Origin of the sequence: Acinetobacter sp. MYb10, assembly GCF_002980175.2 — a bacterium.
GTDB lineage: Bacteria > Pseudomonadota > Gammaproteobacteria > Pseudomonadales > Moraxellaceae > Acinetobacter > Acinetobacter guillouiae.
The window spans coordinates 2,711,679-2,737,350 of the sequence record NZ_CP058272.1; the positions used below are offsets into that span (position 1 = coordinate 2,711,679).

Annotated in this window: 25 protein-coding genes and 1 riboswitch; of the genes, 6 read left to right on the forward strand and 19 right to left on the reverse strand. The window is 40.1% G+C overall.

The genetic code is table 11. The features are described 5' to 3' along the window. Positions 1-16 precede the first annotated feature (16 nt). The 3 genes from mdtD (at position 17) to dinB (ending at position 3,424) form a co-directional block, all read left to right on the forward strand. Positions 17-1,408: a multidrug transporter subunit MdtD gene (gene mdtD / locus CQZ96_RS12680; protein ID WP_105713885.1), complete on the forward strand. Its 1,392-nt coding sequence runs from the start codon at positions 17-19 to the stop codon at positions 1,406-1,408. 79 nt (positions 1,409-1,487) lie between these two features. After that, a complete protein-coding gene (locus CQZ96_RS12685; RefSeq protein ID WP_105713886.1) occupies positions 1,488-2,246 on the forward strand; it encodes a GH25 family lysozyme in 759 nt (252 codons plus the stop codon). A gap of 122 nt (positions 2,247-2,368) precedes the next feature. Next, a complete protein-coding gene (gene dinB, locus CQZ96_RS12690; protein WP_105713887.1) occupies positions 2,369-3,424 on the forward strand; it encodes a DNA polymerase IV in 1,056 nt (351 codons plus the stop codon). 41 nt (positions 3,425-3,465) lie between these two features. Here the strand turns inward: dinB and CQZ96_RS12695 are convergent, their stop codons facing one another. Next, entirely contained in the window at positions 3,466-4,065 is a 600-nt protein-coding gene (locus tag CQZ96_RS12695) for an alpha/beta fold hydrolase (RefSeq protein ID WP_105713888.1), read from the reverse strand. Between the two features lie 26 nt (positions 4,066-4,091). Continuing rightward, complete coding sequence (locus tag CQZ96_RS12700) at positions 4,092-4,733, reverse strand: glutathione S-transferase family protein (RefSeq protein ID WP_004718584.1); 642 nt, start codon at positions 4,731-4,733, stop codon at positions 4,092-4,094. 135 nt (positions 4,734-4,868) lie between these two features. Here CQZ96_RS12700 and CQZ96_RS12705 point away from each other — a divergent pair, with 135 nt between their 5' ends. Continuing rightward, positions 4,869-5,315, forward strand: coding sequence for a surface-adhesin E family protein (locus CQZ96_RS12705; RefSeq protein ID WP_004718586.1), 447 nt, complete (start codon positions 4,869-4,871; stop codon positions 5,313-5,315). Positions 5,316-5,434: 119 nt separating this feature from the next. On the opposite strand, the gene CQZ96_RS12710 is transcribed toward CQZ96_RS12705, so the two are convergent. From CQZ96_RS12710 to CQZ96_RS12735, 6 genes are all read right to left on the reverse strand, one after another. Beyond that, positions 5,435-5,833, reverse strand: a complete 399-nt coding sequence (locus CQZ96_RS12710; protein ID WP_004718587.1) for an OsmC family protein — start codon at positions 5,831-5,833, stop codon at positions 5,435-5,437. A 157-nt stretch (positions 5,834-5,990) separates the two neighbouring features. Then, positions 5,991-6,938, reverse strand: a complete 948-nt coding sequence (locus CQZ96_RS12715; protein ID WP_105713889.1) for a pirin family protein — start codon at positions 6,936-6,938, stop codon at positions 5,991-5,993. 265 nt (positions 6,939-7,203) lie between these two features. Then, positions 7,204-7,527, reverse strand: a complete 324-nt coding sequence (locus CQZ96_RS12720; RefSeq protein ID WP_004818412.1) for a DUF2798 domain-containing protein — start codon at positions 7,525-7,527, stop codon at positions 7,204-7,206. Beyond that, positions 7,520-7,822 (reverse strand): DUF3861 domain-containing protein, encoded by a 303-nt coding sequence (locus CQZ96_RS12725; protein ID WP_004818410.1) that lies wholly within the window; start codon positions 7,820-7,822, stop codon positions 7,520-7,522. Before CQZ96_RS12725 ends, CQZ96_RS12720 begins: the two co-directional genes overlap by 8 nt. 35 nt (positions 7,823-7,857) lie before the next feature. After that, positions 7,858-8,253, reverse strand: a complete 396-nt coding sequence (locus CQZ96_RS12730) for a Fur family transcriptional regulator (protein ID WP_056517184.1) — start codon at positions 8,251-8,253, stop codon at positions 7,858-7,860. A 38-nt stretch (positions 8,254-8,291) separates the two neighbouring features. Beyond that, positions 8,292-8,834: a PadR family transcriptional regulator gene (locus CQZ96_RS12735; protein WP_105713890.1), complete on the reverse strand. Its 543-nt coding sequence runs from the start codon at positions 8,832-8,834 to the stop codon at positions 8,292-8,294. A gap of 377 nt (positions 8,835-9,211) precedes the next feature. Here CQZ96_RS12735 and CQZ96_RS12740 point away from each other — a divergent pair, with 377 nt between their 5' ends. Then, the gene (locus CQZ96_RS12740) at positions 9,212-9,973 is read left to right on the forward strand and encodes a putative porin (protein WP_105713891.1); all 762 of its coding nucleotides are present in this window, start codon (positions 9,212-9,214) and stop codon (positions 9,971-9,973) included. A 55-nt stretch (positions 9,974-10,028) separates the two neighbouring features. Here the strand turns inward: CQZ96_RS12740 and recJ are convergent, their stop codons facing one another. From recJ to CQZ96_RS12790, 10 genes are all read right to left on the reverse strand, one after another. Further along, positions 10,029-11,732, reverse strand: a complete 1,704-nt coding sequence (gene recJ / locus CQZ96_RS12745; RefSeq protein WP_105713892.1) for a single-stranded-DNA-specific exonuclease RecJ — start codon at positions 11,730-11,732, stop codon at positions 10,029-10,031. Beyond that, positions 11,733-12,389, reverse strand: a complete 657-nt coding sequence (gene pdxH / locus CQZ96_RS12750; protein ID WP_105713893.1) for a pyridoxamine 5'-phosphate oxidase — start codon at positions 12,387-12,389, stop codon at positions 11,733-11,735. A gap of 32 nt (positions 12,390-12,421) precedes the next feature. Beyond that, complete coding sequence (glmM, locus tag CQZ96_RS12755) at positions 12,422-13,753, reverse strand: phosphoglucosamine mutase (protein ID WP_004718603.1); 1,332 nt, start codon at positions 13,751-13,753, stop codon at positions 12,422-12,424. A gap of 118 nt (positions 13,754-13,871) precedes the next feature. Then, the gene (gene guaB, locus CQZ96_RS12760) at positions 13,872-15,338 is read right to left on the reverse strand and encodes an IMP dehydrogenase (RefSeq protein ID WP_004718605.1); all 1,467 of its coding nucleotides are present in this window, start codon (positions 15,336-15,338) and stop codon (positions 13,872-13,874) included. Positions 15,339-15,560: 222 nt separating this feature from the next. Next, a complete protein-coding gene (locus CQZ96_RS12765; RefSeq protein WP_105713894.1) occupies positions 15,561-15,926 on the reverse strand; it encodes a YkgJ family cysteine cluster protein in 366 nt (121 codons plus the stop codon). Between the two features lie 89 nt (positions 15,927-16,015). Continuing rightward, a complete protein-coding gene (locus tag CQZ96_RS12770) occupies positions 16,016-16,813 on the reverse strand; it encodes an MBL fold metallo-hydrolase (RefSeq protein ID WP_004718609.1) in 798 nt (265 codons plus the stop codon). Positions 16,814-17,026: 213 nt separating this feature from the next. Further along, positions 17,027-17,605 carry a TMEM165/GDT1 family protein gene (locus CQZ96_RS12775; RefSeq protein WP_004718610.1) on the reverse strand — a complete coding sequence of 193 codons (579 nt, stop codon included), beginning with the start codon at positions 17,603-17,605 and terminating at the stop codon, positions 17,027-17,029. A gap of 89 nt (positions 17,606-17,694) precedes the next feature. Beyond that, positions 17,695-17,851: riboswitch (yybP-ykoY riboswitch) on the reverse strand. 548 nt (positions 17,852-18,399) lie between these two features. After that, positions 18,400-20,385: a 2-oxo acid dehydrogenase subunit E2 gene (locus CQZ96_RS12780; protein ID WP_171287933.1), complete on the reverse strand. Its 1,986-nt coding sequence runs from the start codon at positions 20,383-20,385 to the stop codon at positions 18,400-18,402. Positions 20,386-20,387: 2 nt separating this feature from the next. Then, positions 20,388-23,096 carry a pyruvate dehydrogenase (acetyl-transferring), homodimeric type gene (gene aceE / locus CQZ96_RS12785; RefSeq protein ID WP_004718613.1) on the reverse strand — a complete coding sequence of 903 codons (2,709 nt, stop codon included), beginning with the start codon at positions 23,094-23,096 and terminating at the stop codon, positions 20,388-20,390. 288 nt (positions 23,097-23,384) lie between these two features. Beyond that, the gene (locus CQZ96_RS12790; RefSeq protein ID WP_004718614.1) at positions 23,385-24,062 is read right to left on the reverse strand and encodes a M23 family metallopeptidase; all 678 of its coding nucleotides are present in this window, start codon (positions 24,060-24,062) and stop codon (positions 23,385-23,387) included. A 105-nt stretch (positions 24,063-24,167) separates the two neighbouring features. Between CQZ96_RS12790 and CQZ96_RS12795 the strand changes: the two genes are divergently transcribed. Next, the gene (locus CQZ96_RS12795) at positions 24,168-24,617 is read left to right on the forward strand and encodes a hypothetical protein (RefSeq protein ID WP_004718616.1); all 450 of its coding nucleotides are present in this window, start codon (positions 24,168-24,170) and stop codon (positions 24,615-24,617) included. Between the two features lie 97 nt (positions 24,618-24,714). Here CQZ96_RS12795 and lpxC read toward each other — a convergent pair whose 3' ends face one another. Next, positions 24,715-25,617, reverse strand: coding sequence for a UDP-3-O-acyl-N-acetylglucosamine deacetylase (lpxC, locus tag CQZ96_RS12800; protein WP_016539103.1), 903 nt, complete (start codon positions 25,615-25,617; stop codon positions 24,715-24,717). Positions 25,618-25,672: the final 55 nt, after the last annotated feature.

Below are 25,672 nucleotides of genomic sequence, written 5' to 3' on the forward strand. Positions count from 1 at the left end.
GGATTATTTAAGTTCTATGACGACTACGCCATCGCACAGTAAACTCCAACCTAAATTCTATTTATTGGTTTTTTTAGTTTCGATCGGCTTTTTCATGCAAGGCTTAGATACCACGATTATCAATACTGCTTTGCCTGCTATGGCAGAAAGCCTGCAAGAAAATCCATTAAAAATGCATGGCATCGTGATTAGCTATGTCTTGGCAGTTGCTGCATGTATTCCTTTAAGTGGTTGGTTGGCAGATCGCTTTGGGGTACGAAATATTTTCTTTGCAGCAATCGTGATTTTTACCGCTGCCTCATTGGGCTGTGCACTGTCCAATGACTTCAATCTGCTTATTGTATTTCGAGTTATTCAAGGTATCGGTGGCGCATTACTGGTTCCAGTCGGGCGACTCGCCATGTTAAAAATCATCCCTCGTGAGCAGTTTCTTTCTGCAATGAGTTTGATGAGCTTAGCGGGATTACTCGGTCCATTAATGGGTCCGATCTTAGGCGGTTGGTTGGTCGAATATGCCTCTTGGCACTGGATTTTTTTGATTAATTTACCCATCGGTATTTTAGGCACTTTTGTCACCTTTAAAGCCATGCCCAATGTGGCTGAAGCATCGGTAAAATCCTTTGATTTCAGTGGCTTTATTCTATTAGCAATCGCAATGGTGGGAATGGCTTTAGGGATTGAAAATATTGCCAGCAATGAAATCTCCAAAAGCCTGAGCTTAGGCTTACTTTTCGCAGGGATAATCTCAGCATTGGTCTATGCCTATCATGCCCATACCCATAAAAATGCATTGTTTCGTAGTCGACTGTTTAAAAATAAAATCTATACCATTGGTGTACTCGGTAATTTCTTTGCGCGCTTTGGTGGAAATGCGGTTCCCTTTATTTTGCCGCTGATGCTCCAAGTTGCATTTAAGATGGAACCTTTTATGACTGGGGTAATGATGACCCCAATTGTACTCGGTTCATTATTTTCTAAACCCATCATTCGCCCGATTCTACAACGTACTGGTTATCGTCCATTTCTACTGGTCAATACCTTATTGATCGGTGCATGTATTGCCAGTTTTGCCTTACATACAGCAGATACCCCGACATGGTTAGGTGTAGTGCATTTCTTTATTTTTGGTGTACTCAACTCATTACAGTTTGTGACCATGAATACCCTTACGCTTAAAGATCTCCCGCAACAGGATGCCAGTAGTGGGAATAGCTTTTTATCGATGATTATGATGTTATCAATGAGTATTGGGATTGCTTTGGCAGGTACTCTACTCAATGCATTTACAGGCTATTTTAGTGAAGCGCATATTACACAAGCATTTCACTATACCCTGATTTGCTTAGGTGCGATTAACATCATTACGGCGTTGATATTCTTTCAAATTCCCAAAGATGCGCAAATTTAAGTGTTGCAATTTTTATTCAGCCATCGTTTTTTAGAACCAAAGCACGTTAAACTGATCCATCTGGATATTTAGAAAAACCATGTCAAAATACGCTGCGAAAAAACACAAACAGCAAAAAATCACTCGCAATAGCTCAGTTTTAGCGATCGCACTTTTCTGCTGCGTCATACTCGGGACTTTGTTTTTTGTTCATAATAATGCTGCCTTGGCTGAAGCCTATCCGATTAAAGGTTTCGATGTATCACATCATCAAGGTGATATTGATTGGAAAAAAATCTCCCCGCAGCACTATCAGTTTGTCTATCTCAAAGCCACTGAAGGTGGCGATTATCAAGATGATAAATTTCAGCAGTATTGGTTAGAAGCACGTGAACGTGGTCTACGTGTGGGGGCTTATCACTTCTTTCGTTTATGTCGTGATGGTGATATTCAAGCACAAAATTTTATCAAAACAGTGCCAAATAAAAGCAATGCCTTGCCCCCTGTGATGGACTTGGAATATGACAGCAGTTGTATAAACACCTATACCAAAGAAAAATTAATCAAACACATCAAAAGTATGCATGATCAATTGCAAAAGCATTACGGTAAACAACCGATTTTTTATACCTCTAAAATCTTTTACAACATGGTTTTAACAGGTGAGTTTAAAGATACACCGATTTGGATTCGTGAATATAAAGATAAGCCTGATTTAAAAGACCAACGTGCATGGACATTTTGGCAACAGAGCAACCAAGGCAAAATTCAAGGCATCGAAAAAAATGTCGATTTAAATGTATTTTATGGTGATGCAGAACAATGGCAGCAGTTTTTACAGAAAAATAAGTTGAATTAAGCGCAATCAAGATCATTCATGACATAAGCTGTCGCATATTCTTTACAAAATTTAAATTCATCAATAGAAACAAATCAAGTTCGGTTAGAATAATCACACAGCGTTTCAACACTGTGTAATTCATGAGAAAAATCATCCATATTGACATGGATGCATTCTATGCATCTGTAGAGCTACTCGACCGTCCTGAACTAAAACACTTGCCTGTGGTGATTTCCTCACATCATCCTCGGGCTGTGATTGCTGCTGCATCCTATCCAGCGCGTCAGTTTGGATTACGCTCCGCCATGTCGATGTCACAGGCAAAAAAACTCTGCCCTCAAGTCTATGTGATTGAACCGAATTTTGAAAAATATCGCGATGTTTCTGTAAAAATTCATGAAATCTTTCAGAAATACACTGCGCTTATCGAACCTTTATCTTTAGATGAAGCTTATTTAGATGTCACTGAGAATTTACAAAATATTCCCAGTGCTACTGAAGTGGCAGAACGAATTCGAGCCGATATTTTTCAACAAACAGGGCTTACGGCTTCAGCAGGTGTGGCACCGAATAAATTTCTTGCCAAAATTGCCTCGGATTGGAATAAACCCAATGGCATTTGCATCATTAAACCGACCCAAGTTCAACATTTTATCCATGATTTACCCCTGAAAAAAATTCCCGGTGTCGGTAAAGTCACTCAGGAAAAACTGAAAACCTTAAACTTAGAGACTTTGGGGGATTTGCAAAAAATTGAAGAAAATATACTGATCCATCATTTTGGCAAATATGGTAGACAGTTGTTTTTATATGCCCAAGGTATTGATGATCGCCCAGTACAAGCCGAACGACAACGTCAGCAAATTTCCAAAGAAACCACATTTGATGATGATCTCAGCCTTGAACAGTGTTCAATCTATTGGGACAATTTAATTGAACGTGTTTGGCTCAGTTTAGAAAAAAAACACATGCAGGCTCGCGGTGTCACCGTTAAGTTAAAACTCAAGAATTTTCAGGTTTTACAGCACAGTAAAAGTTTTAAAACCGCACTTCAATCGCAACAAGAAATGGTTCAGGTCATTCAAATATTATTAAGCGAAATGCAAATTCCTGAGCATTTCCAATTCCGTTTAATCGGAGTGGGTTTGTATCAACTGACAGATCAGCAAGATGAAGCACAATTGTCATTATGGTAAACATAAATGAAAAAGACATGTGCGACTTCAGCTTAAATCTTTTACTTTATATCAGAAATAAAATCGTGAATTAATCTGGCCACTTGATTTGCGTGTACATTGGCCAAATCATGTTCCCCTTGTTCAATGATATGCAATCTGGAATGCTGAATTTTTTCATGCAAATATTTACCCACGCCCACAGGGCTAATGGGATCTGCATCTCCCCAGAGTAACAGGACTGGACACGCTATTTTGTATAATAAATCATCTAAATGGGATTGATGATCGACAAACCAATTGGGCACTGCAAATGTTTGCTGATAATTCCCTCGCCAATCCGCAACCTGAAAAGGGCTTAAATCAATTCCACCAGAGCTTGCAACCAAAACCAAAGCTTTGATCAATTCAGGTTTTTGTAATGCTGCTTGAACTGCAAAAACACCTCCCATAGATTGAGCAATCACAATACAGGGCTGTTGAATTTGGTCGAGAATATAGCCCTGTAAATCGTCAAAACTATCAATATGCGGATGCTCTGGATACCCAGCAAAACTTGGATAGGCCATCACTGTTTTTTGATGATCGGCTGAAAGCTGCTGCATAACAGGTTGCCAAAACGCTGTACTTCCCGATGCGCCTGGTAAAAAAATTAAATGCATTCACCCATCACCTTGATATACAAAATTTAATCATCACTCTTTAGTTTAGCGCGTTGAAAAGCAGGACGCTGCTGAATTCGTTCAGCATATGCAGCCAGTCGAGGGGTTTTATTTTTGGTTCGTTGTTGCATGGCAATCACGGGAAAACTCATTTGAATGTCGGCAAAAGAAAACTCACCTGCGGCATAGTCATGTTGACTAAAATAAGCTTCCAAAAAGGCTGCATGCTCTTTTAAACGAGGATTGCTAAAGCCGCCACGGACACCTTCTGAAATTTTCTTTGCAATAGGACGAATTAAAAAAGGAACATGTTTTGGCATATTGGTCATGACCAAGGTCATCAACAAATAAGGCATTAAAGAACCCTCGGCATAATGCATCCAGTAGTTATATTGCATTAAGTCTTTAGGATTCTGAGGCTTAAACTGATTTTTTGTATCATAGGTTGCTTGAAGATAATCTAAAATCACAGCAGATTCTGCAATAGTCAGGTCACCATCGGTCAATACAGGTGACTTTCCAAGCGGATGAACTGCTTTTAACTCAGGGGGTGCAGCAAAAGTAGGCAAGCGTTTATAGTGCTTAATCTGATATTCAAGTCCCAGCTCTTCTAAAGCCCAGATAATACGGAGTGAACGAGATTGATCTAGGTGATGTAATGTAATCATTGTATTGCCTCAGTTTTTATCCTTCGACTATAAATTGATCTCAACTTTTCAACAATTCTATTACTGTATTTAAATCATTTTTTTATCAACTTTGTTTATACTTTAGATTCAATATTGGTTATTCTGAGAATAAAAATGAAGTCACTTATCCCGTTAATTTTCTTCTTTATTTGTTCAAATCTATATGCATATCAACCCAAGCTTATGTTACTGGGATCTCTTGAGAATAAGGGTGAGTCCTTTATTGATGTAAATGCACATCAAAAAATTCGTGATTCGTTTAAGCAAGCTGTCATCTATGAAAAATATGCCAACCCTATTAAAGATGAGCAAGGTGCAACATATCAATCAGTTATTAAACAGCTTATTGTAGATTGCACAGGAAAAACCATCGCCATTCGGGGCGCTGATTACTTTGCAGGAAAAACATCAAACAGTAAATTAGTGAAAAAATTTGATGACATTACCTTGAGCCATGATGGTGAAACGGGAGCAGCTTTTTATTCCTTTGACGACTTAGAGTTTAAAGCCTTGAATCAAGATAAGTTCTATAACAAAATTTATGCAAACACCTGTAAATAAAATAATTTTTGAATAATCTTACTGGCAGAAAAAAAGATATTTTGTTTTTATACAAAATATCTTTTTACGGATCAGCGACAACGACCATATTTACATGGCGGTTTTTACATAGCCGTTTTTTAAATAATCGTGGTATTGATTTCCACACTACGCAATAAAGTCTTGGTCACTGGGGTTTTTTGGCAAATGTCTAACACTTTTTGATGCAACTCTTCAGACAACGGAGTGGCAAAAGACAAGCGACGCTCGACCCATTCTTTCCCCTCTTTATTGGCATTAAAATCAGCTTCAACTGTAAACTCACCCAAATCAAGCCCTTTGTGTTGCGCATACATACGCAAAGTAATCATGGTACAAGAAATTAAACCTGAACAAATAAAATCATAAGGTGCTAAGCCCTTGTCTTGCCCACCGAATGATTCTGGTTTATCGGTAATCAGTTGATGTTTTCCACTCACCACCTCACCTGACCATGGTTCTGGATAGGTTTTTACCTTTGCATTTGCAATAATTGCCATTTTATTTTCCTTTAATCTTTAAATTTTTAGTGAATGCCAGTTTAAATAAAAACTTGTAAACGCAACACTTGCGCTAAAGGATGATCAAGCACCTCTTTAACGCAAATTATTTAGTTTGAATCCCTGTCTAAAGATCGATAATGCGCAATGCAGCACATCACTTCGATGCTCGCATCTTGTCTGGGAATGCTGGTGCTTCTAAACGTGGACCATCATAATCAGGGATCGTTCCGAAACGGGCATCCTGATTTGCCCATTGCTCTGTTGCTGTTTTTAGTTCTTCCTGTGTTCTGCCCACAAGATTCCACCACAATAAAATAGGCGACTCAAAAGGTTCACCACCAATCAACAGTAAACGCGAGCCTTTTGGTAACTCAACCTCAATCTGTGAAATTCCAGGTTCAATCACCACCATATTGTCACTATTTAAATCATGACCATTTACTATTGCTTCACCTTCTAATGCCATAAATCCATATTCAAAATGAGGATTCAGTGGAATACGTGTCTTGGTTGATTCTTTTGCAAAAAAATCGATCCCCACTAATTCCGTATGCACTTTGACAGGAGATTTGGTATTCATGAATTCACCGACTAAAACTGTAAATTCGATATGGTCCTGCTCTACGAGGGGTAATTCTGGATAATGATCAAACTGCGGTGCCATATTGATCTTATCATCAGGCAATGCAATCCAAAGCTGTGCAGCATGCATTCTTGTTTCAGTATCGGGAGCAACTTCTGTATGGGAAATTCCATAACCCGCCGTCATTAGATTCACTTGTTTAGGACGAATCAATTGTTTAGAGCCGATGCTGTCTGTATGCATCATCGTCCCTTCGATCATCCAAGTGAAGGTTTGTAACCCAATATGCGGGTGCGGTCCAACATCCAATCCATCTCCCTGAGGAAATACGACTGGACCAGCGTGATCTAAAAAGCACCATGCGCCAATCATGCGTTTTTGACGACTGGGTAATGCACGTTTAATGACGGTGCCTTTGCCTATTTCTGCTGAACGGATTGGAAAATCTTGAATAAACTGATTCACATATTTTTCACAATCGTCAGAGTTAGAAATCTCGGTATAGTTGGTATTGGTCATTTTGTTATCCTAAATTTGTCCATCAGCTCAGGACGTTATTGCAACATCTACAATTTCATTTTATTTAGCTTATCGGTTTTATATACATCGACCTATAGCTATCTTAATACGCTGAATACCATGAATAGGACAATAATAGTTTGGTTTTTGTTATGCAGTTTCTGATTACAAGATCTGGGAACAATACTTTACCGAGTTAAATATTCACTTTGAAATGTTTATAGGCCCGTCATCGCATCATGATGTCTTCAAAGCCTTGATCGAATTAAGCAGAAGGTGGCGGTGTAAGATCTACAAATAAGCCTGTGAAACGGCGAACCAGAGGTAAAAAAATTAATACTGTGGGAAAGGCAATCATCCATGAAAATAGCCAGACGCTAAACCATTTTGCAAAAAATCCATCGAACCACCCCACATTTTTCCATAAATTAATCATGGAAATGGTCGCACTCATCAAAGCTGAGAGTATGAACGGCATAATCCACCCTGCATATTTTGCTGGTAATTTCGGAATTCCAGCAAAAATCATGGCAGGCTTATGTTGATCGCGTCTATTTTCGATCTTGATCTCTGGTTTTAAATCAGGCATTTTTCTTGACGTTCTGCTTTAGGTTTTTCATAAATTGTTTAACTGCGGGTTCAAAGTCTTGAAATAGCACATGATCACGGTGGGTAATCATGACTTCTAAAAAGAGTTTTAATCCTACCGCAAACGCTTTAGTGGTTTCTTCATCAAAAAACTCAGCAGCTTTTAAGCGCTCTACGATTTGGAAAATATCATCGTGATTGCCCACGTTAAATTCGATATTTTCATCGTAGGTTGACGGATGACCTTGCGCATCTGCAAGATGTTGAACAGTCACATAATATTGATGTTGTTTCATAAAATTTCTCTAACTTGTTAAATATACGGCTGGGTTTAATGTAGGGTCGTACTAAATTTAATATCCAAAACATCAATATCAAACGCTTGAAAAACCTGTTCCAGTGAAGCGATCAATGATGCTTTATTGATCTGGGTTAGGTCGGCACATTGGATATTGAGTGACTCCACTTCGGATAAATAAGGCAAAGCATATTTGGCTTCATCTCTGCCATGCAGATTTTGCGTAATCAAACCGACTTTCTCTAAATCGCTCACCACTCGATATATGGTCGATAAGCTGATCTGCTTATTTTGTACATATAACTGCTGATAAATCTGCTTTGCTGTCAGTTGTGTTTTTTGGTCCAACAGCGCTTTGAATACAATCACTCTTGCTTGGGTCACTTTTAAATTTGCATGCCGCAGCTTTTGTTGTACCTCAATACTCATGTCTCACCTAAACCTTCTATTGCCCTATTATTGCATTGTTATAAACGCCCAATTTCTACGGCGGCTTGATCAATTTTTTCAGCGACTTGTCTAACTTGTTCAGCATCAAAATCTTTACCCTTGAGCTTTAAGCGTAATGATGTTTTTAAGTTTTCCATCGCACGATGAATATCCAAATATTGGTCGTTTTCATGAATTTCGCGTCGAGTTTCCAAACGCTCTAATAAGTGTTGGATATGTGCATGCTGCTCTTTTAAATGTAATTTACCAGCATCAGTAATGTGATATTGCTTACGATCACCTTCTGTATTTTCAGCATGCACAAAACCAATTTCTTCAAGATAAGTTAGGGTTGGATAGATTGTGCCTGAACTTGGAGTATAGCCTCCACCGACCAGATCACTGATGGCTTTGATAATTTCATAACCATGCTTTGGCTGTTGCTGTATCAGATGTAAAACCAAAAGCTTCATTTTACCCGATTCAAACAACCGACCTCGTCGCCCACCATAGCCTCGTTCGGTATGCTGTTCACGATGCTCAAAATCATTTTGTGAATGATCATGTCGCTCTGATTTCATCTTTATTCTTCTCAAATCGATTAATTTATGCGTATTAAGATATATCTTAATAAGTCTTAAGGCAAGACGATAGAACAAAATCAATTATAATATTTTGATAAATAATGAATTAAATAATTTTAAATCGATCTATCTTAAAAATTTAAGATATAAAAAAGACCGATTAAAAGCCTTTAAACCGAATCTATTGGCTATTTTTATTGTTGTTATGGATTGCTTAAAGCTTGACTTAGTTACCCATTTTTTAAGCATCGTTTTTATATCTTGGGACAGCAAACTTTTAATTTTCAGATCTTTAGTCTTGACATAGAGATTAATTTACATACAATGCCATTTGTAACAAAAAATTAATATTTTTATAACAAAAGGGTCACACAATGTTTAAGAAAACTTTATTTGCTGCATTACTTGCTAGTTCTTTTGGGTCTGCACATGCATACCAGGCTGAAATCGGTGGTTCACTCGGTATTGTTGATCCAGATAAAGGGGATACATCTACTGGTTTTGCTATCGACGGAAAATATTACTTTAATCCTGTCCAAGTTAAAAACAATCCATTAAACGAAGCCGCTTTTTTAGATCGTGCAAGCAACGTAAATGGTGAGATTAGCTATATCGATTATGATCATGGTGATATCACAAGTTATGGTGTTGGTATTGAATATTTCGTTCCAAATACTGATTTTTATGCAAGTGCGACTATCGCTCGCTCTACAGATAAAGAAGATGGTTTTGAAGATTTTGACAATACAACTTACACTGCTGAAGTGGGTTATCTGCCAATCCCAGGTCTTTTGATTGCGGTTGGTTTAGCGGGCTATGACAATGATTTTAATGATGATATAGATCCAACTGTACGTGCTAAATATGTCACTCAAGTGGGTCGCTATGACATGAACTTTGAAGGTGGCGCAAGCTTTGGTGATACCGATGCTTACAGCGTAGGTACAGATTTATATCTAGATAAAACCTTGAGTGTCGGATTGGCTTATTCAGGTAGCCGTGCTGATGGGAATGATGAAGACACATTCACAATTCGTGCAAAAAAATTCTTTACTCAACAAATCAGCTTAGAAGGTTCTGTTGATTTTTCTGATGACTATAATATCTATGGTCTTCGCGCTGCTTACCGCTTCTAATTATTGGTAAACTTTAAAAAACCGCTCTCGTATGAGCGGTTTTTTATCTCTAAATTTACTGTTCTAAATGCAGCATTCTTAACTGCAAACTCACATTGCCATTAAATTGATTTTTATCCAATTCATAAACAATACGTACCCTATCTTGCATAGGATCAAAATTGAATTTATCGCGTACATTAAAGGCAATCGCATCAATCGGTTGGCCATTTTCCAAAGCTAAACGCAATTTCAGATGCACTTCTTTTAACCAACGATAATCGATGACTTTAAAACGCCCTTCAAATACCGGTGCAGGAAACTTTTGCCCCCACGGTCCCAATTGCGCCAAAGTATCTACAGTTTGCAGTTGAAATGCCTGAGCAGGTAATTCACCATCCGTCCACAACACCGCTTGGAATAGTGCATCATCTGATTGAGCAACCAACTCAGTAAACCGTTGTTTAAATTCTTCAAAATGTTGCTTTTGAATGGTCAAACCCGCCGCCGCCGCATGCCCACCAAAATGACTAATCAAATCAGGATATTGCTCTGCAACTTTTTCAATACTGTCTCGAATATGAATACCATCAATCGAACGTGCGGAACCTTTGATATGAATCCCATCTTTATCCGCCGCAAATACAATACTAGGGCGATGAAATTGCTCTTTTAAACGCCCTGCCACAATACCAATCACCCCTTGATGCCAATGTTCTTCAAACATGACCAGCGCTGCGGGCAAATGATCTTGATCAAGCTGTAGATTTTCCAGCGCTGCCAAAGCCTCTTGTTTGATCTCCGACTCAACTTGACGACGTTCTAAGTTTAAATCATTGAGCTGGCGTGCCAAAGCGTGAGCTGTCTGCGTATCGGCTGCCAAAAGACATTCAATACCAATGTCCATGGTTTCCATACGCCCTGCGGCATTAAGGCGAGGCCCTAACACAAAACCTAAATCAGAGGCTTTTAACTCAGCAGGATCACGCGCTGCAATGTCTAATAAGGCACTGATTCCTGCACGACATTGATTCTGTTGAATCCGTTTAACCCCTGCATCCACTAAGATACGATTGTTATGGTCGAGGCTAGCAACATCGGCATAAGTACCCAAAGCAACCAAATCCAAATATTGCGGCATTTTTGCAGCCGATTTTCCCTGTTTTGCCCGATGGCTACTTAACTTTGCCAATAGGTAAAATGCCACGCCAACGCCAGCCAAAGCCTTACTTGGAAATTCGCAACCTAACTGATTTGGGTTAACAACCGCTTCAGCCTGAGGCGTTTCCTTGGTCGTTAAATGGTGATCGGTGATAATCACCTGCATTCCATATGACTGCGCTTGTGCTACCCCGGCATGACTGGAAATTCCATTATCGACCGTAATTAATAGATCCGGCTGATATTTTTCAAAAGCCAAATCGGCAATTTTAGGGGTTAAGCCATAACCATATTTAAAGCGATCTGGAACGAGGTATTCAACATTGGCGCCCATTTCTCGTAAAGCCAGCATCATCAGTGCGGTACTGGTGGCACCATCTGCATCATAATCACCGACAATCACAATTTTTTTATTTTGATCTAAGGCTTGATCAATAATTTGAATGGCTTGCTCCAAACCTTTCATTTCTGGTGCAAGTAAATATTTAAGTTTTAAATCTAATTCTTGTTCAGATTGCACACCACGACGGGCTAAAATTTCAGCAATAAAGGGTAACACGCCCTGAAAGTTTTCAGGGCGTGTGATCAATGGTCGTTGTTTAATTTGTAATTTTTGCATTTATGGCATCAAACGTTGTATTGTCCAAGATCCACCTACTTTTTCATAAGTTAGGCGATCATGTAAGCGATTTGGGCGGCCTTGCCAGAATTCATAATACGTCGGCTCTAAACGATAGCCTCCCCAAAATTCGGGTTTAGCCAATTCATTTTTTTCAGCCACTTGATCATACAATGCTTGAAAACGCTGTTGTAAATGTTCACGACTTTCAATCACGCCACTTTGTGGGGTGCTGATATGTGCTGCAATTTGGCTATCACGCGGACGTTTATGATAATAATCAGTAGATTCTTGTTCAGATATTCTCTGAACTTGACCACCCACACGAACCTGACGTTCTAACTCAGGCCAATAGAATAGCAATTCTGCATAAGGATTTTCAGCTAAGTCTAAGCCTTTTTGACTGTCATAATTGGTATAAAAATCATAACCAGCCTCGGTAGCACCACGCAATAACACAGTACGCACATGTGGACGCCCTTGTGCATTTGCGGTTGCCAACGACATTGCATAGGGTTCATGCAGTTTTGCTTCTAAAGCCAAATTAAACCAATTGAGAAACTGCGCATGAGGATGAGCATCCACTTGCTCCTCATGTAGTTCACCTTTTTGATAAGTAAGACGAAGCTCACTTAAGTCTTTAATTACATCACGCATGAAGCAAAACCTTCTACAGACGATACAATATTTTAAGCCGCATTTTGACGAACAGCATCTGCCAAATGATTTGCCAAATCAGTTACTTCTTGCAGATTATCGCCTTCTACCATAACACGGATGATCGGTTCCGTCCCTGACTTACGAATTAAAATTCGCCCACGTCCTTTAAGTGCTGCTTCTACTTTATCAAACTCGGCAACCAATGCTGGCACTGCGAATGGGTCAAACATTTGTTCAAGGCGAACATTGACCAAAACATTGGGTAAAGTTTTAAAATCTGCAACCAATTCATCTAAAGCTTTATTCTGTTCGACCAATACTGTTAACACTTGTAGGGCTGCAATGATTGCATCGCCTGTTGTGCTCTTGTCTAAAGTCAAAATATGACCAGATGGTTCGCCACCAATCACCCAGTTGTTTTCTTCTAAATTTTGCAATACATAGCGATCACCCACTTTAGCACGTACAAAAGGAACTTTGGCTTTTTCAAGTGCTAACTCTAATGCCATGTTACTCATCACTGTACCCACGATACCCGCCGGTTTTTGAGATGCTTGGGTTGCTAAAATATACAGAATATGGTCGCCATCAATCAATTTACCAAAACGGTCAACCAAAACCACACGATCTGCATCACCATCAAAAGCAATACCTAAATCTGCTTGATGCTCAATCACGGCTTTTTGTAAATTTTCAGGATGCGTAGAACCACAATCCTTATTGATATTTAAACCATCTGGTTCGTTATAAAGCGCAATAACTTTTGCGCCTAATTCACGAAATACTGCTGGGCCGACGCTATACGCTGCACCATTGGCACAATCCACCACAATTTTTAAATGGCGTAAATTGAAATGATACGGGAATGTCGATTTGCAAAATTCGATATAACGACCATTGGCATCTTTAACACGCACACTCTTACCTAAGTTTGCGGTGTCTTCAATGATGATATCGTTCTCAAGCTCTCGGTTAATCGCATCTTGAATCGTATCTGGAAGCTTCTTCCCTTCATCTGAGAAGAATTTAATCCCATTATCAAAATAAGGGTTATGTGAAGCAGAAATCACGATCCCTAAGTTGGCATGCAATGCACGGGTTAAATGGGCAATTGCAGGGGTCGGCAGCGGTCCAAGTAAATGTACATAAACACCTGCAGCATTGAGACCCGCCTGTAAAGCTGCTTCAAGAATATAACCTGATAAACGGGTATCTTTACCTAAAACCACAATTGGTTTTGATTTGGGGCTAATTTGCTTTAATACTTTCCCTGCCGCAAATCCGAGTTTAAGTGCAAATTCTGGGGTAATTGGGAGTTCACCAAATTTTCCACGAATCCCGTCTGTTCCAAAATAACTCATCTTTTACCCACTTATTATGTGTTGTATAACAATCAATTTTTAACTTTTACTACTTTACACCAAAATAAAAAAGCCGTCATAAACTGACGGCTTTTTCCAATCAAAATATTACAAAAGATTAACCTACACGATAGTTCGGTGCTTCTTTGGTAATCGTTACATCATGCACATGTGACTCTTGCATACCTGCAGCGGTAATTTTCACAAATTTTGCATTTTGACGTAAATCTTCAATGGTTGCAGAACCGGTATAGCCCATAGATGAACGTAAACCACCCATCATTTGATGTACGATATTGCCCATTGGACCTTTGTACGGTACGCGGCCTTCTATCCCTTCTGGGACTAATTTTTCAGCGCCTGCTTTCGAGTCTTGGAAATAACGATCGGCAGAACCCGTTGCACCAGCCATTGCACCCAAAGAACCCATACCACGGTATGCTTTATAATAACGACCTTGGAAGAATTCAACTTCACCAGGCGCTTCTTCAGTACCCGCCATAAGTGAACCCACCATAATCGTGCTTGCACCAGCACCAATTGCTTTGGCCATATCCCCAGAGAAACGGATACCACCATCAGCAATCAATGGAATTTGGTCTTTCAATGCATTGGCAACACTGTCAATTGCAGAGATTTGTGGCATACCAATACCTGCAACGATACGTGTCGTACAGATTGAACCAGGACCAATACCCACTTTCACCGCATCTGCACCCGCATCAAGTAATGCCAAAGCAGCATCACCCGTTGCGATATTACCGCCAATCACTTGAACTTGAGGGAAGTTTGCTTTCACCCAACGTACACGCTCGATCACACCCGCAGAATGACCATGCGCTGTATCCACTACAATCGCATCAACGCCCGCTTCAACCAAAGCTTCAACACGACTTGGGGTTTCAGCGCCAGTACCCACTGCAGCACCAACACGTAAACGACCTAATTCATCTTTACAGCTATTTGGATAAGATTCCGCTTTACGGAAATCTGTAACTGTAATTAAGCCTTTTAGTGCATTGCTTTCATCAACCACCAATACTTTTTCAATACGGTGTTTTTGCAATAATGCTTGAATATTTTCTTTCGATTCATTTTCACGAACAGTCACAAGACGATCTTGTCCTGTCATGATATTGCTTACTGGTTGTTCCAAGTTCGTTACAAAACGAGTATCTCGGCCAGTTACAATCCCAACCACTTTGCCATCTTTAACGACAGGTACACCACTGATGTTGTTGGCTTGTGTAATTGCCATCAAATCACGGATCGTGGTTTCAGGTGTCACGGTAATTGGATCTTTCACCATTCCCGCTTCGAATTTTTTTACACGGCGAACTTCTGCAGCTTGTGCAGAAATATCCATGTTTTTATGTAAAATACCAATACCACCGTTTTGCGCCATTGCAATCGCCATACGTGACTCAGTCACAGTATCCATTGCTGCTGAAACCATAGGGATGTTCAGTTGAATGCCGCGTGTGAGGCGTGTCTTTAGAGAGACATCTTTTGGGAGGATAGTAGAATAGGCAGGGAGTAATAAGACATCATCGAAGGTTAGCGCTTCTTGAACGATGGTCAACATAACAGTCTCGCTGGTAATTTCCGTGAGCTATTATATACAAATTTCCGTTCAATTTTCATTTTTTATTGTGCGGATTTATCTTATTCTCGATCACACTTTATTTTTCAGTATCTTATTGAAATAAAAATGGGCTTTGAATATAAAATTATCGTGGATTTAACACCACAGTAGACTGTCGACTTACAGTCTCTGCCTTATATCCTAAATTTTCCCAATGAAGCGTTAACACACCTGATCAAAGTCTTCATCATTGCTGGGTGTAGCGACTTCTATTTCGATCAGGGGAATTAAACCATAGCCTTGTCTTGCTTTTGCACATTGTGAATCCCCAGCATGTACCTGTTTGCATGAAGAACTCCGTTGCTCATACATACTACAGCTGACTTGCTGTCCAATCTCACCCTTTAATGCCACACAACGTGGTTGCTTTTGATTGGTGCCCTGCATACAAGAATACACGGCTGTCAAAGGTTCAACATAATCTGGCGGCATGGCTTCTCCTTCTGCCCAATAAAATGAGACTCGGAAAAAGGCGCAACACGCCCCGCAAGTTAAGCACGCATCCTGTGCTGAGATTTGTGACAACATTTTTTTAAGATTCTCGTTATCAATTTAAAATTTTGGCAAGAAAATCCTAAAAAAAGTCGCACTCAAACTCAATATCTTTTTTGAATTTTTTATTGCGGACAGGTAAACACTGACTCATCCATCAAATCGACACCACATTGTAAATTTTCGATCCAGTCTAAAAACTGATGAATCATCTCTTTACCAATAAACGGCTTACCATGCTGCGGCACAATCATTTCAATATCCATTTGACGCACCATTTTCACCCATAAACGGATCACCCGATTGGTACACATATAGCGCTGATGAAAACCATGCATGGTTGGAATGTGCATTGCAAAATCTTCAATTGGTTTCGAGGCATCATCAACAATCGATGCACCCATATCACCTGAGAATAAAATTTTTGAAATTGGATCGTAAAACTGGAAATTTCCAACGGAATGTAAGAAATGCGCAGGAACCACGATAATGCGCGTTTCTCCCAATGGAATAGAGCCACCTTGGTCAGGCAATTCGATCAGACGTTCTAACCAGCCCCCTTTCATACGGTCACTCATAAATGCTGAGTTTAAATGAGGTAAAAAGCGTGCCCATAATTTAGATGCGACCACTTTGGCATCGGTATAGACCAACCAACGTGGCATTGAGGTAATAATGTCAGGGTCTTGGTGAGATGCCATGACATAGTCTAAATTTTGTAATCGGGTGTATTTATTAAGCTCCATGGTCAGGGGTACATAGGTCAAATCACCGCCTGGATCTAATACTGCTGCACGTTCATTATTTAAAATAAGAAACTGATTGGCTTGTACACCTTCACCTTTCACCAAACTGGTAAAACTTATACATTTATGAGTGCCATTATCAAACAAAACTTGCGACGTGGTGCGATCTAAAGCCATACCAGAAACCCCAAAACCTTTTTTAAAATAAATCTTTAGTTATCCCATACAACATATAAGGTTTTCTTCAAAGTTACAATAAATCTACAACCTAAGTTTAAAGATTATTTGTGTCATCATTCTCAGAATAATAAAAAACCCAACATTAAGTTGGGTTTTCAGCTTTAAAAATAGATGACTTTATTGATGTTAAATAAGCTTGGAGAATTGCGCTTAAAAAAAGTAATGCTGAACTAAAGCTGCGACACCAATAATAAAGAAGATTGCAGCTCCAATTTTATGAATCAACGCAATAGGTAATTTATCTGCCAATTTATTCCCAATAAATACAGCAGGTGCATTGACCAGCATAATCCCCAATGTCGTACCTATGGTTACCCAACCGATACTGTCAAAGCGTGCAGCAAGTGCCACTGTGGCGATTTGGGTTTTATCCCCAATTTCTGCAAGGAAGAATAATACAAAGGTTGCACCAAAGACCCCATATTTTTGCCATTTATTAATACTTTCAGATTCATCACCCAATTCATCTGGAATCAACATCCACCCGGCCATACCAATAAAGCCAAGTGACACAATCCAAAGTAACACTGTCGGGCTAAGGACCGTGGTAATCCACTGACCAAGCACTGCCGATACACCATGATTGACGATGGTTGCTAATAAAATTGCAATTAAAATAGGAATAGGTTTACGAAAACGTGCAGCAAGAAGTAATGCGAGCAGTTGTGTTTTATCGCCCATTTCGGATAAAGCGACAACCACTAAAGAGATGAGGAAGGCATTTAACATTTCAAAGTCTCTGGCTAGCAATATTTACCGATGACTTACCCCTCCTGCTAGCCAATATGAATAGTCGCCTATTCAACGCGGAGTGATAAATCAAAGGTCTTGCCAACAAAAGATAGCTGAGTAAACACCTTCAGCTAAATTGGTTCTTTGCTATGATGACCATACTCTGTTGAGTAATTATGTTGATCATCACCCATTTATCATCTCGCAGATGATAAACAGCGGCTACTCCCCAATGAAGTACAGCTATTCTACAACGCTTTATCAATCATTTTCAATTTTTAAAAATTAAAAAATTTAAAGCTCAGATAAACTTCAAAAAATATTGTGCCAAAGCATTTTTAATGCCCGCAGAGGATGAATTCAATTTCGTTTCTTCACTAATTTTCAACCCTAGATGGTTATCCTATCGTGGGGCGACATGGATGTCGCCGTTGGGCGGGGGTACAGGACGTACCCCTCGCCCATGAGCAAAAACAAAGTACGGCTTTGTTTGCAGCGCAAGGTTTGGCATCCCCCTACGAAAAGTGAAGCATCGCCTACGCAATGGTATTTAAACTTTGAATGTAAGGTGTGGCATTGCACGCTTTTTTATAATCAAATAATTTGTTTTTCATATAATTGATTTAATAAAAAATATTAATTAAGAGAAATTATATTCTTGTGCCTGAGTTTTTTGACAGATTGACTATATTGAATGATGACTTTAATGCAGGTTTGAAAATTATTGATAAAACAAAATTAGATCCATATAAAAAACCTCGCCTAAAGCGAGGTCTTCTATGATTTAGAACTTAAAGCAAGATGTTACGAATATCTGATAACAACTTGGTCAATTTATTGGTAAATCGCGCAGCATCCGCACCATTAATCACACGATGGTCATAAGACAATGACAATGGCAACATCAGTTTTGGATCAAAGCCTGAGCCATTCCATACCGGTTGCATCGTTGCAGGTGAGATACCCAAGATCGCAACTTGCGGCCAGTTCACCAATGGCGTAAATGCAGTACCACCAATTGAACCTAGGCTGGTAATGGTAAAATTTGCACCTTGTAAGTCTTTCGGAGAAAGTTTCTTATCACGTGCTTTTTTACTTAACTCACCTAATTCAATGGCAATTTGCTTAATCGATTTTTGATCAGGATTACGCAATACTGGAACAGTTAAACCATCTGGTGTCGCCACAGCGATTCCCATATGAATTTCTTTACGCAACAGCACAGACTTTTGATCATCTGCCAAGTGACCCGCAAAATAAGGCTCTTCTTTAAGTAAGAACGCCACCGCTTTTGCAATAAAGGCAAGGATCGTTAAGCTAATACCATCTTGCTTAAATTTCCCTTTTAACTCACCGCGCCAAGCTTCTAATTCAGTAATATCTGCTAAATCAAATTGTGTCACTTGTGGAATAAAATTATTTAATGACAATTGCGGTACAGACACTTGCTGTAAACGCGTCATTGGTGCAATTTCACTACCACCAAATGCACTGAAATCTGGTAATGCAGGCAATCCTGAAGCGGCTGGCACAGCGGCGGTTTGAGCTACTGCTTGTGGTGCAGTCAATTTGGCTTTAACAAAAGCAAAAACATCATCTTTCATCACACGTGCATGAGGACCAGAGGCCTCGACTTGTGATAAAACCACACCCAGTTCACGCGCAAGCTTACGCACGGCTGGACCAGCATAAACTTTGGCATTTTCAGCTTGTTGTGCTTTAGATAACTTTTCAGTACCCGCTTGAGCAACGGCCACTTCAGCTTTTGGCGCTGATGCTGTCGTTTTCGCGGCTGGTGCTGATGCAGCTTGTGATGCTTGAGCAGCTGGCTTTTCTTGTGGTGCTGGTGCAGTCTGACCCTGTGCTTCAATCGTCACCAAAGCAGTGCCCTGACTCACAGACTGATTCAATTCCACATGGATCGCCGTCACCGTACCTGCAACCGTACTTGGCACTTCTACAGAGGCTTTATCCGACTCAGCAACGCAAAGGCTTTGGTCTTTTTCAACTTGATCGCCTACGCTCACCAAGATTTCAGAAATTGTTGCTTTATCTACACCAAGATCAGGAACAGCAACTTCAACTTTACCCGATTGGGCTGGCGCTGATGCTTCTGGTGCCGCAGCTTGAGTCGGTGTTGCTGATACTTGTTGAGGTGCTTCAGCAGGTGCTGCCGCCGAAGTCGTTGCAGCGCCTACAGTTTTCACTGTAATCAGTACCACACCTTCTTTAACATTATCACCTTCTTTGACCACAACACTTTCAACCGTGCCGGCAACTGTACTTGGAACTTCAACCGTTGCTTTATCCGATTCCACTACGACGATGCTGTCATCTACCGCAATTTCGTCGCCCACTTTAACCAGAACTTCACCGACCAAAGCTTTTTCAACACCAATATCTGGCACTTGAACTTCAACTGTTTGAGATGAAGCTGGCGCGGATGCTGAAGGTGCAGCAGGCGCCACAGGTTCAGCTTTAGTTTCTACAGCAGGTTCAGTTTTTGCAGCTTCTTGAGCAGGCTGTGCTGAAGTTTCTGTCTCTGTTGCATCCGCTGATTCAACTTCGATCAACACAGCACCTTCTGAAACCTCATCACCTTCCGTAACAGCAATACTTTTAACCACACCCGCTGAAGTGCTTGGCACTTCAACAGAGGCTTTGTCTGACTCAAGTAGAACGATACTGTCATCAACAGCGATGGTATCCCCTACTTTCACCAAGATTTCTGCAACAGTGGCCTTATCAACGCCAATATCAGGAGTTTTAACTTGCATCATTATTTCTCCTCTGTCACTTCAGTATAAGCAGCAACTTCTTGTACAGATGGGTGCGCTTGCGGTAACCATGCAACTGGACGATCAACATCAAGTTCAAATGAAGAGATTGCATCTTTCACTAAACGTGGATCAACTTCACCTTCATCTGCAAGTTTTTTCAATGTTGCAACCACAATGTGTGCCGCATCTACACCAAAGTAACTACGCAAATTACTGCGTGTATCCGAACGACCATAACCATCTGTACCCAATGTTACATATGGACGGCTATCTGGAAGGTAAGCACGGATCTGTTCGCTATAGGCACGCATATGATCTGTTGCTGAAACAACAATACCATCCGTGTCACGTAATTGCTGAGAAACCCAAGACTCTTTACCATCTTCAAGTGGATGTAGGCGATTGTATTCTTCAACAGCCATACCATCACGTGCCAATTCATTGAAGCTTGTTACGCTCCATACATTGGAATGGATTTGGTATTCATCACGTAAAATTTGCCCAGCTTTAATCACTTCACGCAGAATCACGCCTGAACCCAATAACTGAACTGTGGCTTTTTCATCTTTATTGAACAAGTACATACCACGTTTGATGCCTTCTTCAGCACCTTCAGGCAATGCAGGTTGGTCATAGTTTTCATTCATGAGGGTCAAGTAATAGAACACACGTTCCTGATTCACATACATACGTTGTAAACCATCATGCACAATCACGGCTAACTCATAACCAAAGCAAGGATCATAAGCTACACAGTTTGGAATCGTACCTGCCAAGATATGAGAATGACCATCTTGGTGTTGTAAACCTTCACCATTTAATGTTGTACGACCAGCTGTTGCACCACACAAGAAGCCTTGTGCCTGAGAATCACCCGCTGCCCATGCAATATCCCCAATACGTTGGAAACCAAACATTGAGTAATACATATACATCGGAATCATTGGTAAGTTATTGGTTGAATAACTGGTACCCAATGCTGACCAAGCGCTCATTGCACCTGCTTCATTGATCCCTTCTTGCAACATGTGACCATCTTTTGCTTCACGATAGTTCATGAGCTGTTCTTGGTCTTCTGGGGTATAGTTTTGTCCATGCGCAGCATAGATACCCAACTGACGGAACATGCCTTCCAAACCAAAGGTACGCGCTTCATCAGGTACGATAGGTACAACACGGTCTTTAATGGCTTTTTCTTTTAACAATGCAGCAATCAAACGCACCATAACCATCGTGGTTGATTGTTCTTTACCACCACTGCCTTTAAGCACACCATCAAATACTGAAATCTCAGGAATCGCCAATACTTCACTGTCTTTACGACGTGCAGGTAAATAACCACCTAAAGCTTCACGACGTGCTTTCATATATTTCAATTCAGGTGAGTTTTCACCTGGACGATAGAATGGAAGCTCTTCAAGTTGCTCATCAGAGAATGGCAAATTAAAACGGTCACGTACATATTTCAATGAATCGTGTTGCATTTTCTTGATTTGGTGGGTTTTGTTGACGGCTTCAATTTCGTCAGACAAACCATAACCTTTCACTGTTTTTGCCAAGATTACAGTCGGTTGACCATTACTAGTCATTGCTGCTGCATACGCGGCATATACTTTGTATGGGTCATGACCACCGCGATTCAGATTATCAATATCCTCATCACTTAAGCCTTTCACCAACTCCGCAGCTTCTGGGTATTTACCAAAGAATTTTTCACGGGTATAAGCGCCGCCTTTTACTTGGTAGCGTTGGTATTCACCATCCAGCGTTTCATCCATACGGGCTTTTAAAGCACCTGAAGTGTCTTTATCGATCAAAGGATCCCAATGACGACCCCAAACCACTTTAATTACACGCCAGCCTGCACCACGGAACAGTGACTCTAGCTCTTGAATGATTTTACCGTTACCACGTACAGGACCATCTAGACGCTGTAAGTTACAGTTAACCACCCAGATTAAGTTGTCTAATTTTTCGCGACCCGCAAGCGAGATTGCACCTAAGCTTTCTGGCTCATCCATTTCACCATCGCCAAGATACGCCCAAACCTTACGATTTTCTTCTTTGATCAAACCACGATTCATCAAGTACTTTTGAATATGCGCTTGATAAATTGACATGATTGGACCAAGGCCCATCGAAACGGTTGGGAACTGCCAGTAATCTGGCATTAAATAAGGATGAGGATAACTTGAAAGCCCCTGACCACCCACTTCACGACGGAAATTACTCAATTGATCTTCAGTCAAACGACCTTCTAAAAATGAACGTGCGTAAATACCTGGTGCACAATGACCTTGGTAATAGATCATGTCGCCACCAAAGCTATCGCTATTGGCACGGAAGAAATGGTTAAAACCGACATCATATAGGGTTGCTGAAGACGCGAAACTTGCCAAGTGACCACCTAAGTCATCACCTGTTTTATTGGCACGTAGAACCATTGCCAAAGCATTCCAACGAATTAATGCTCGAATACGACGCTCCATATCTTGGTCGCCTGGCATCGCTGGAGATTCTTCAACTGGAATGGTATTTAAATAAGGGGTATTTAGACGCTGAATAGGTACATGCTTCGAAATTGCTTGTTGATATAATTTTTCTAATAAAAACGCAGCACGATCCGTACCCATATGCTGGAGCACTGAATCAAAGGCATCTTGCCATTCTTGTGTTTCCTGAGCGTCGCTATCACCATAATACGCCATTTCCCACTTACTCCTTGAATAGTTTTCTATATATTATATGTATCATGTTTTGGGCCTGTTAAGTTATCGTTACAGCCAAATGCAGATTGTAAGGATTATTTAGCAACTAAATAGTTGTTGACTAATTAACACTTAAAATAACAAAAAACCGCCAATAAAGGCGGTTTTTTATACAAAATAATTTTTTATTTGATGATAGTCTGAATACAGTATTTAATTCATCGCGACTACGAATTCAACCATGCATACAGAGCATCAGTCATAAGCTCAACAATCAAATGTTTAGCGTTATGGCAACATGGCTAAGTAAGAAGATGGATTTTTACGTTGACCATCTTTCACTACTTCATAATGCAAATGTGGACCTGTGCAACGACCTGTGCAACCCACGTTGGCAATATGTTCACCAGCCTTCACCTGATCACCTACACGGGCAATTAGACGTGAAGCATGCGCATAACGTGTGATATAGCCATTACCATGGTTAATTTCTACATATTGACCATAACCAGTGCCCCAACCAGACTTGGTCACAATACCAGGACCTGTTGCATAAATTGGTGTACCACTTGGTGCTGAAAGGTCTAAACCAGAATGATGTTCTGCACGACCACCCATTGTACGGCCACCAAAATCAGAGCTTACGCGCTTCATATCTGGAAGCGGATGAGTGACTAACCAAGAATATGGAGAGTTTGCAGTGTAACGAGAAGCAGAGTTTGCGCTAGAACCGTATTTTTTAGCGATACTTGCATTGTTTAACTCGATTGGTGCATCCTGGCTACGTAAAGTAATATTCATCTTTGCTGAAGCAGGAAGATCTAAATCATCTGGATTATAAGAGCCTTGAGATAAAGTCTTGGATAATTGTTCTAAACGATCTGGTGATTGAACCAAGTCTGCAAATGCAGCGGTTGCAGCGGAAGCTGCTAAAGTAAAAGCCAATAAAATACGTCGCGTGTGCATAAAAACCTCTTTAACTGTTCTTAGTCAAGTTTCTTGAGTGATCTCATCCTTGATATCTATCGAAATGAGCGCTTAAGATAAGACATAAATATGTAGGAACCATGTATGTCTGAACCCAAAAACGTCTTTCAACCAACAAGACAACACTTAAAAACAGGAAACTTATCGTTTCTTACAAAGCAAGTTGCCGAATGGCAAAAACTTACTAAATTAATTCAACCGCTACTTCCTCAACCTGAGAATTGGAGAGTTGTCTGTTATCAATACGGTATTTTGACCATCACCGGTGAAAATCAAGCCATGATTAGTCAACTCGGTTATCTTCAAAAACAGTATATTTCTCAATTGTCACAAATCAACGAACTTCGTGATTTACAAAAACTGCAAGTTCGTTTACGTATTCAAAACAGCAATACTGAAACACCCCCACAACTCCATAAAACTGTAAGAAGCATACAACCTGCAACATCTGAAATGTTACAAAATGCCGCTAGTTTTGTGAGCGACCCTAAGCTTAGCCAAGCTTTACTACGTTTGGCAAGCAATAAAAAGTAACCTAATTAGATTAAATTAAGATTAAAACTGGTTAAAATATGACAAATATCACACTTTTTATTGTTACATTATAACACAATGCCTAAAAGACAAAGACTTATGTCACATTGACAAAATGAATTGGGCACAGCTTCTCGTCATCAAATGTTACAATTTCATAGCTGCTTGGATCGCTTTTAACATTGCGTAAAAGTTGATTATTCAGTGCATGACCCGATTTATAGCCGTCAAATTTGGCAATAATTTGATGCCCAAGTAGGTATAAATCACCGACTGCATCCAAAATTTTATGTCGAACAAACTCATCTGCAAAACGTAGACCTTCTTCATTGACCACGCCAGTATCATCTAAACCAACAGCATTATCTAAGCTCGCACCCAATGCTAAATTATTGGCTTTTAAATAATCGAGATCTTTCATAAAACCAAAAGTACGTGCACCACTGACTTCATAGACAAATGTTTCTGTTGAAAAATCAATGGTCGCCGATTGATATTCTTTTGCAAAGGCAGGATGATCAAAGTCGATAGTAAAATTGATTTGAAAACCATCGTGAGGGGTAAAAATTGCGCGCTTATCTTCTATGAGTGCTTCAACAGGTTTAAGAATTCGAATAAATTTTTTCGGTGCGTCTTGTTCTACTAATTCGCCCTGCATGAGTAAATATATAAATGGACCTGCACTACCATCCATAATTGGTATTTCAGAAGCAGACACTTCTATAATCAGGTTATCTATACCCAAGCCAGCGATTGCACTGGTGACATGTTCAATGGTTCCAACCTTGGTTTCATGACTAACCAAATTGGAACACATGAATGCTTCTTGAATCAGCATAGCATCTGCTGGCAGATCGACAGGTGGATTTAAATCGATACGGCGAAATACAATACCCCCGTCCGCCACATGCGGTAAAAAGTTAATCATGACTTTTTGTCCGCTATGTAGTCCGATGCCACTCGCTTTAACGACTCGCTTCAGGGTACGTTGTTTCAACATGCTAATTCGGTCTTCATTCTCAAATCCGCTATACGTTAGCACATTTAGCCATTGA

Excerpts from the sequence above, each read along its gene's own strand:
- aceE (WP_004718613.1), bottom strand. The coding sequence starts at position 23,096 with ATGGCGTATTATGGTGATAGCGACGCTCAGGAAACACAAGAATGGCAA.
- CQZ96_RS12740 (WP_105713891.1), top strand. The coding sequence starts at position 9,212 with ATGTTTAAGAAAACTTTATTTGCTGCATTACTTGCTAGTTCTTTTGGG.
- lpxC (WP_016539103.1), bottom strand. The coding sequence starts at position 25,617 with ATGTTGAAACAACGTACCCTGAAGCGAGTCGTTAAAGCGAGTGGCATC.
- dinB (WP_105713887.1), top strand. The coding sequence starts at position 2,369 with ATGAGAAAAATCATCCATATTGACATGGATGCATTCTATGCATCTGTA.
- pdxH (WP_105713893.1), bottom strand. The coding sequence starts at position 12,389 with ATGCGTGATGTAATTAAAGACTTAAGTGAGCTTCGTCTTACTTATCAA.
- CQZ96_RS12735 (WP_105713890.1), bottom strand. The coding sequence starts at position 8,834 with ATGAAATCAGAGCGACATGATCATTCACAAAATGATTTTGAGCATCGT.
- CQZ96_RS12775 (WP_004718610.1), bottom strand. The coding sequence starts at position 17,605 with ATGTTAAATGCCTTCCTCATCTCTTTAGTGGTTGTCGCTTTATCCGAA.
- CQZ96_RS12720 (WP_004818412.1), bottom strand. The coding sequence starts at position 7,527 with ATGCCTGATTTAAAACCAGAGATCAAGATCGAAAATAGACGCGATCAA.
- CQZ96_RS12795 (WP_004718616.1), top strand. The coding sequence starts at position 24,168 with ATGTCTGAACCCAAAAACGTCTTTCAACCAACAAGACAACACTTAAAA.
- CQZ96_RS12770 (WP_004718609.1), bottom strand. The coding sequence starts at position 16,813 with ATGGCTTTAGATCGCACCACGTCGCAAGTTTTGTTTGATAATGGCACT.
- CQZ96_RS12780 (WP_171287933.1), bottom strand. The coding sequence starts at position 20,385 with ATGCAAGTTAAAACTCCTGATATTGGCGTTGATAAGGCCACTGTTGCA.
- CQZ96_RS12685 (WP_105713886.1), top strand. The coding sequence starts at position 1,488 with ATGTCAAAATACGCTGCGAAAAAACACAAACAGCAAAAAATCACTCGC.
- CQZ96_RS12695 (WP_105713888.1), bottom strand. The coding sequence starts at position 4,065 with ATGCATTTAATTTTTTTACCAGGCGCATCGGGAAGTACAGCGTTTTGG.
- recJ (WP_105713892.1), bottom strand. The coding sequence starts at position 11,732 with ATGCAAAAATTACAAATTAAACAACGACCATTGATCACACGCCCTGAA.
- CQZ96_RS12715 (WP_105713889.1), bottom strand. The coding sequence starts at position 6,938 with ATGACCAATACCAACTATACCGAGATTTCTAACTCTGACGATTGTGAA.
- CQZ96_RS12730 (WP_056517184.1), bottom strand. The coding sequence starts at position 8,253 with ATGAGTATTGAGGTACAACAAAAGCTGCGGCATGCAAATTTAAAAGTG.
- guaB (WP_004718605.1), bottom strand. The coding sequence starts at position 15,338 with ATGTTGACCATCGTTCAAGAAGCGCTAACCTTCGATGATGTCTTATTA.
- CQZ96_RS12710 (WP_004718587.1), bottom strand. The coding sequence starts at position 5,833 with ATGGCAATTATTGCAAATGCAAAGGTAAAAACCTATCCAGAACCATGG.
- CQZ96_RS12705 (WP_004718586.1), top strand. The coding sequence starts at position 4,869 with ATGAAGTCACTTATCCCGTTAATTTTCTTCTTTATTTGTTCAAATCTA.
- CQZ96_RS12725 (WP_004818410.1), bottom strand. The coding sequence starts at position 7,822 with ATGAAACAACATCAATATTATGTGACTGTTCAACATCTTGCAGATGCG.
- glmM (WP_004718603.1), bottom strand. The coding sequence starts at position 13,753 with ATGAGTTATTTTGGAACAGACGGGATTCGTGGAAAATTTGGTGAACTC.
- CQZ96_RS12765 (WP_105713894.1), bottom strand. The coding sequence starts at position 15,926 with ATGTTGTCACAAATCTCAGCACAGGATGCGTGCTTAACTTGCGGGGCG.
- CQZ96_RS12790 (WP_004718614.1), bottom strand. The coding sequence starts at position 24,062 with ATGCACACGCGACGTATTTTATTGGCTTTTACTTTAGCAGCTTCCGCT.
- mdtD (WP_105713885.1), top strand. The coding sequence starts at position 17 with ATGACGACTACGCCATCGCACAGTAAACTCCAACCTAAATTCTATTTA.
- CQZ96_RS12700 (WP_004718584.1), bottom strand. The coding sequence starts at position 4,733 with ATGATTACATTACATCACCTAGATCAATCTCGTTCACTCCGTATTATC.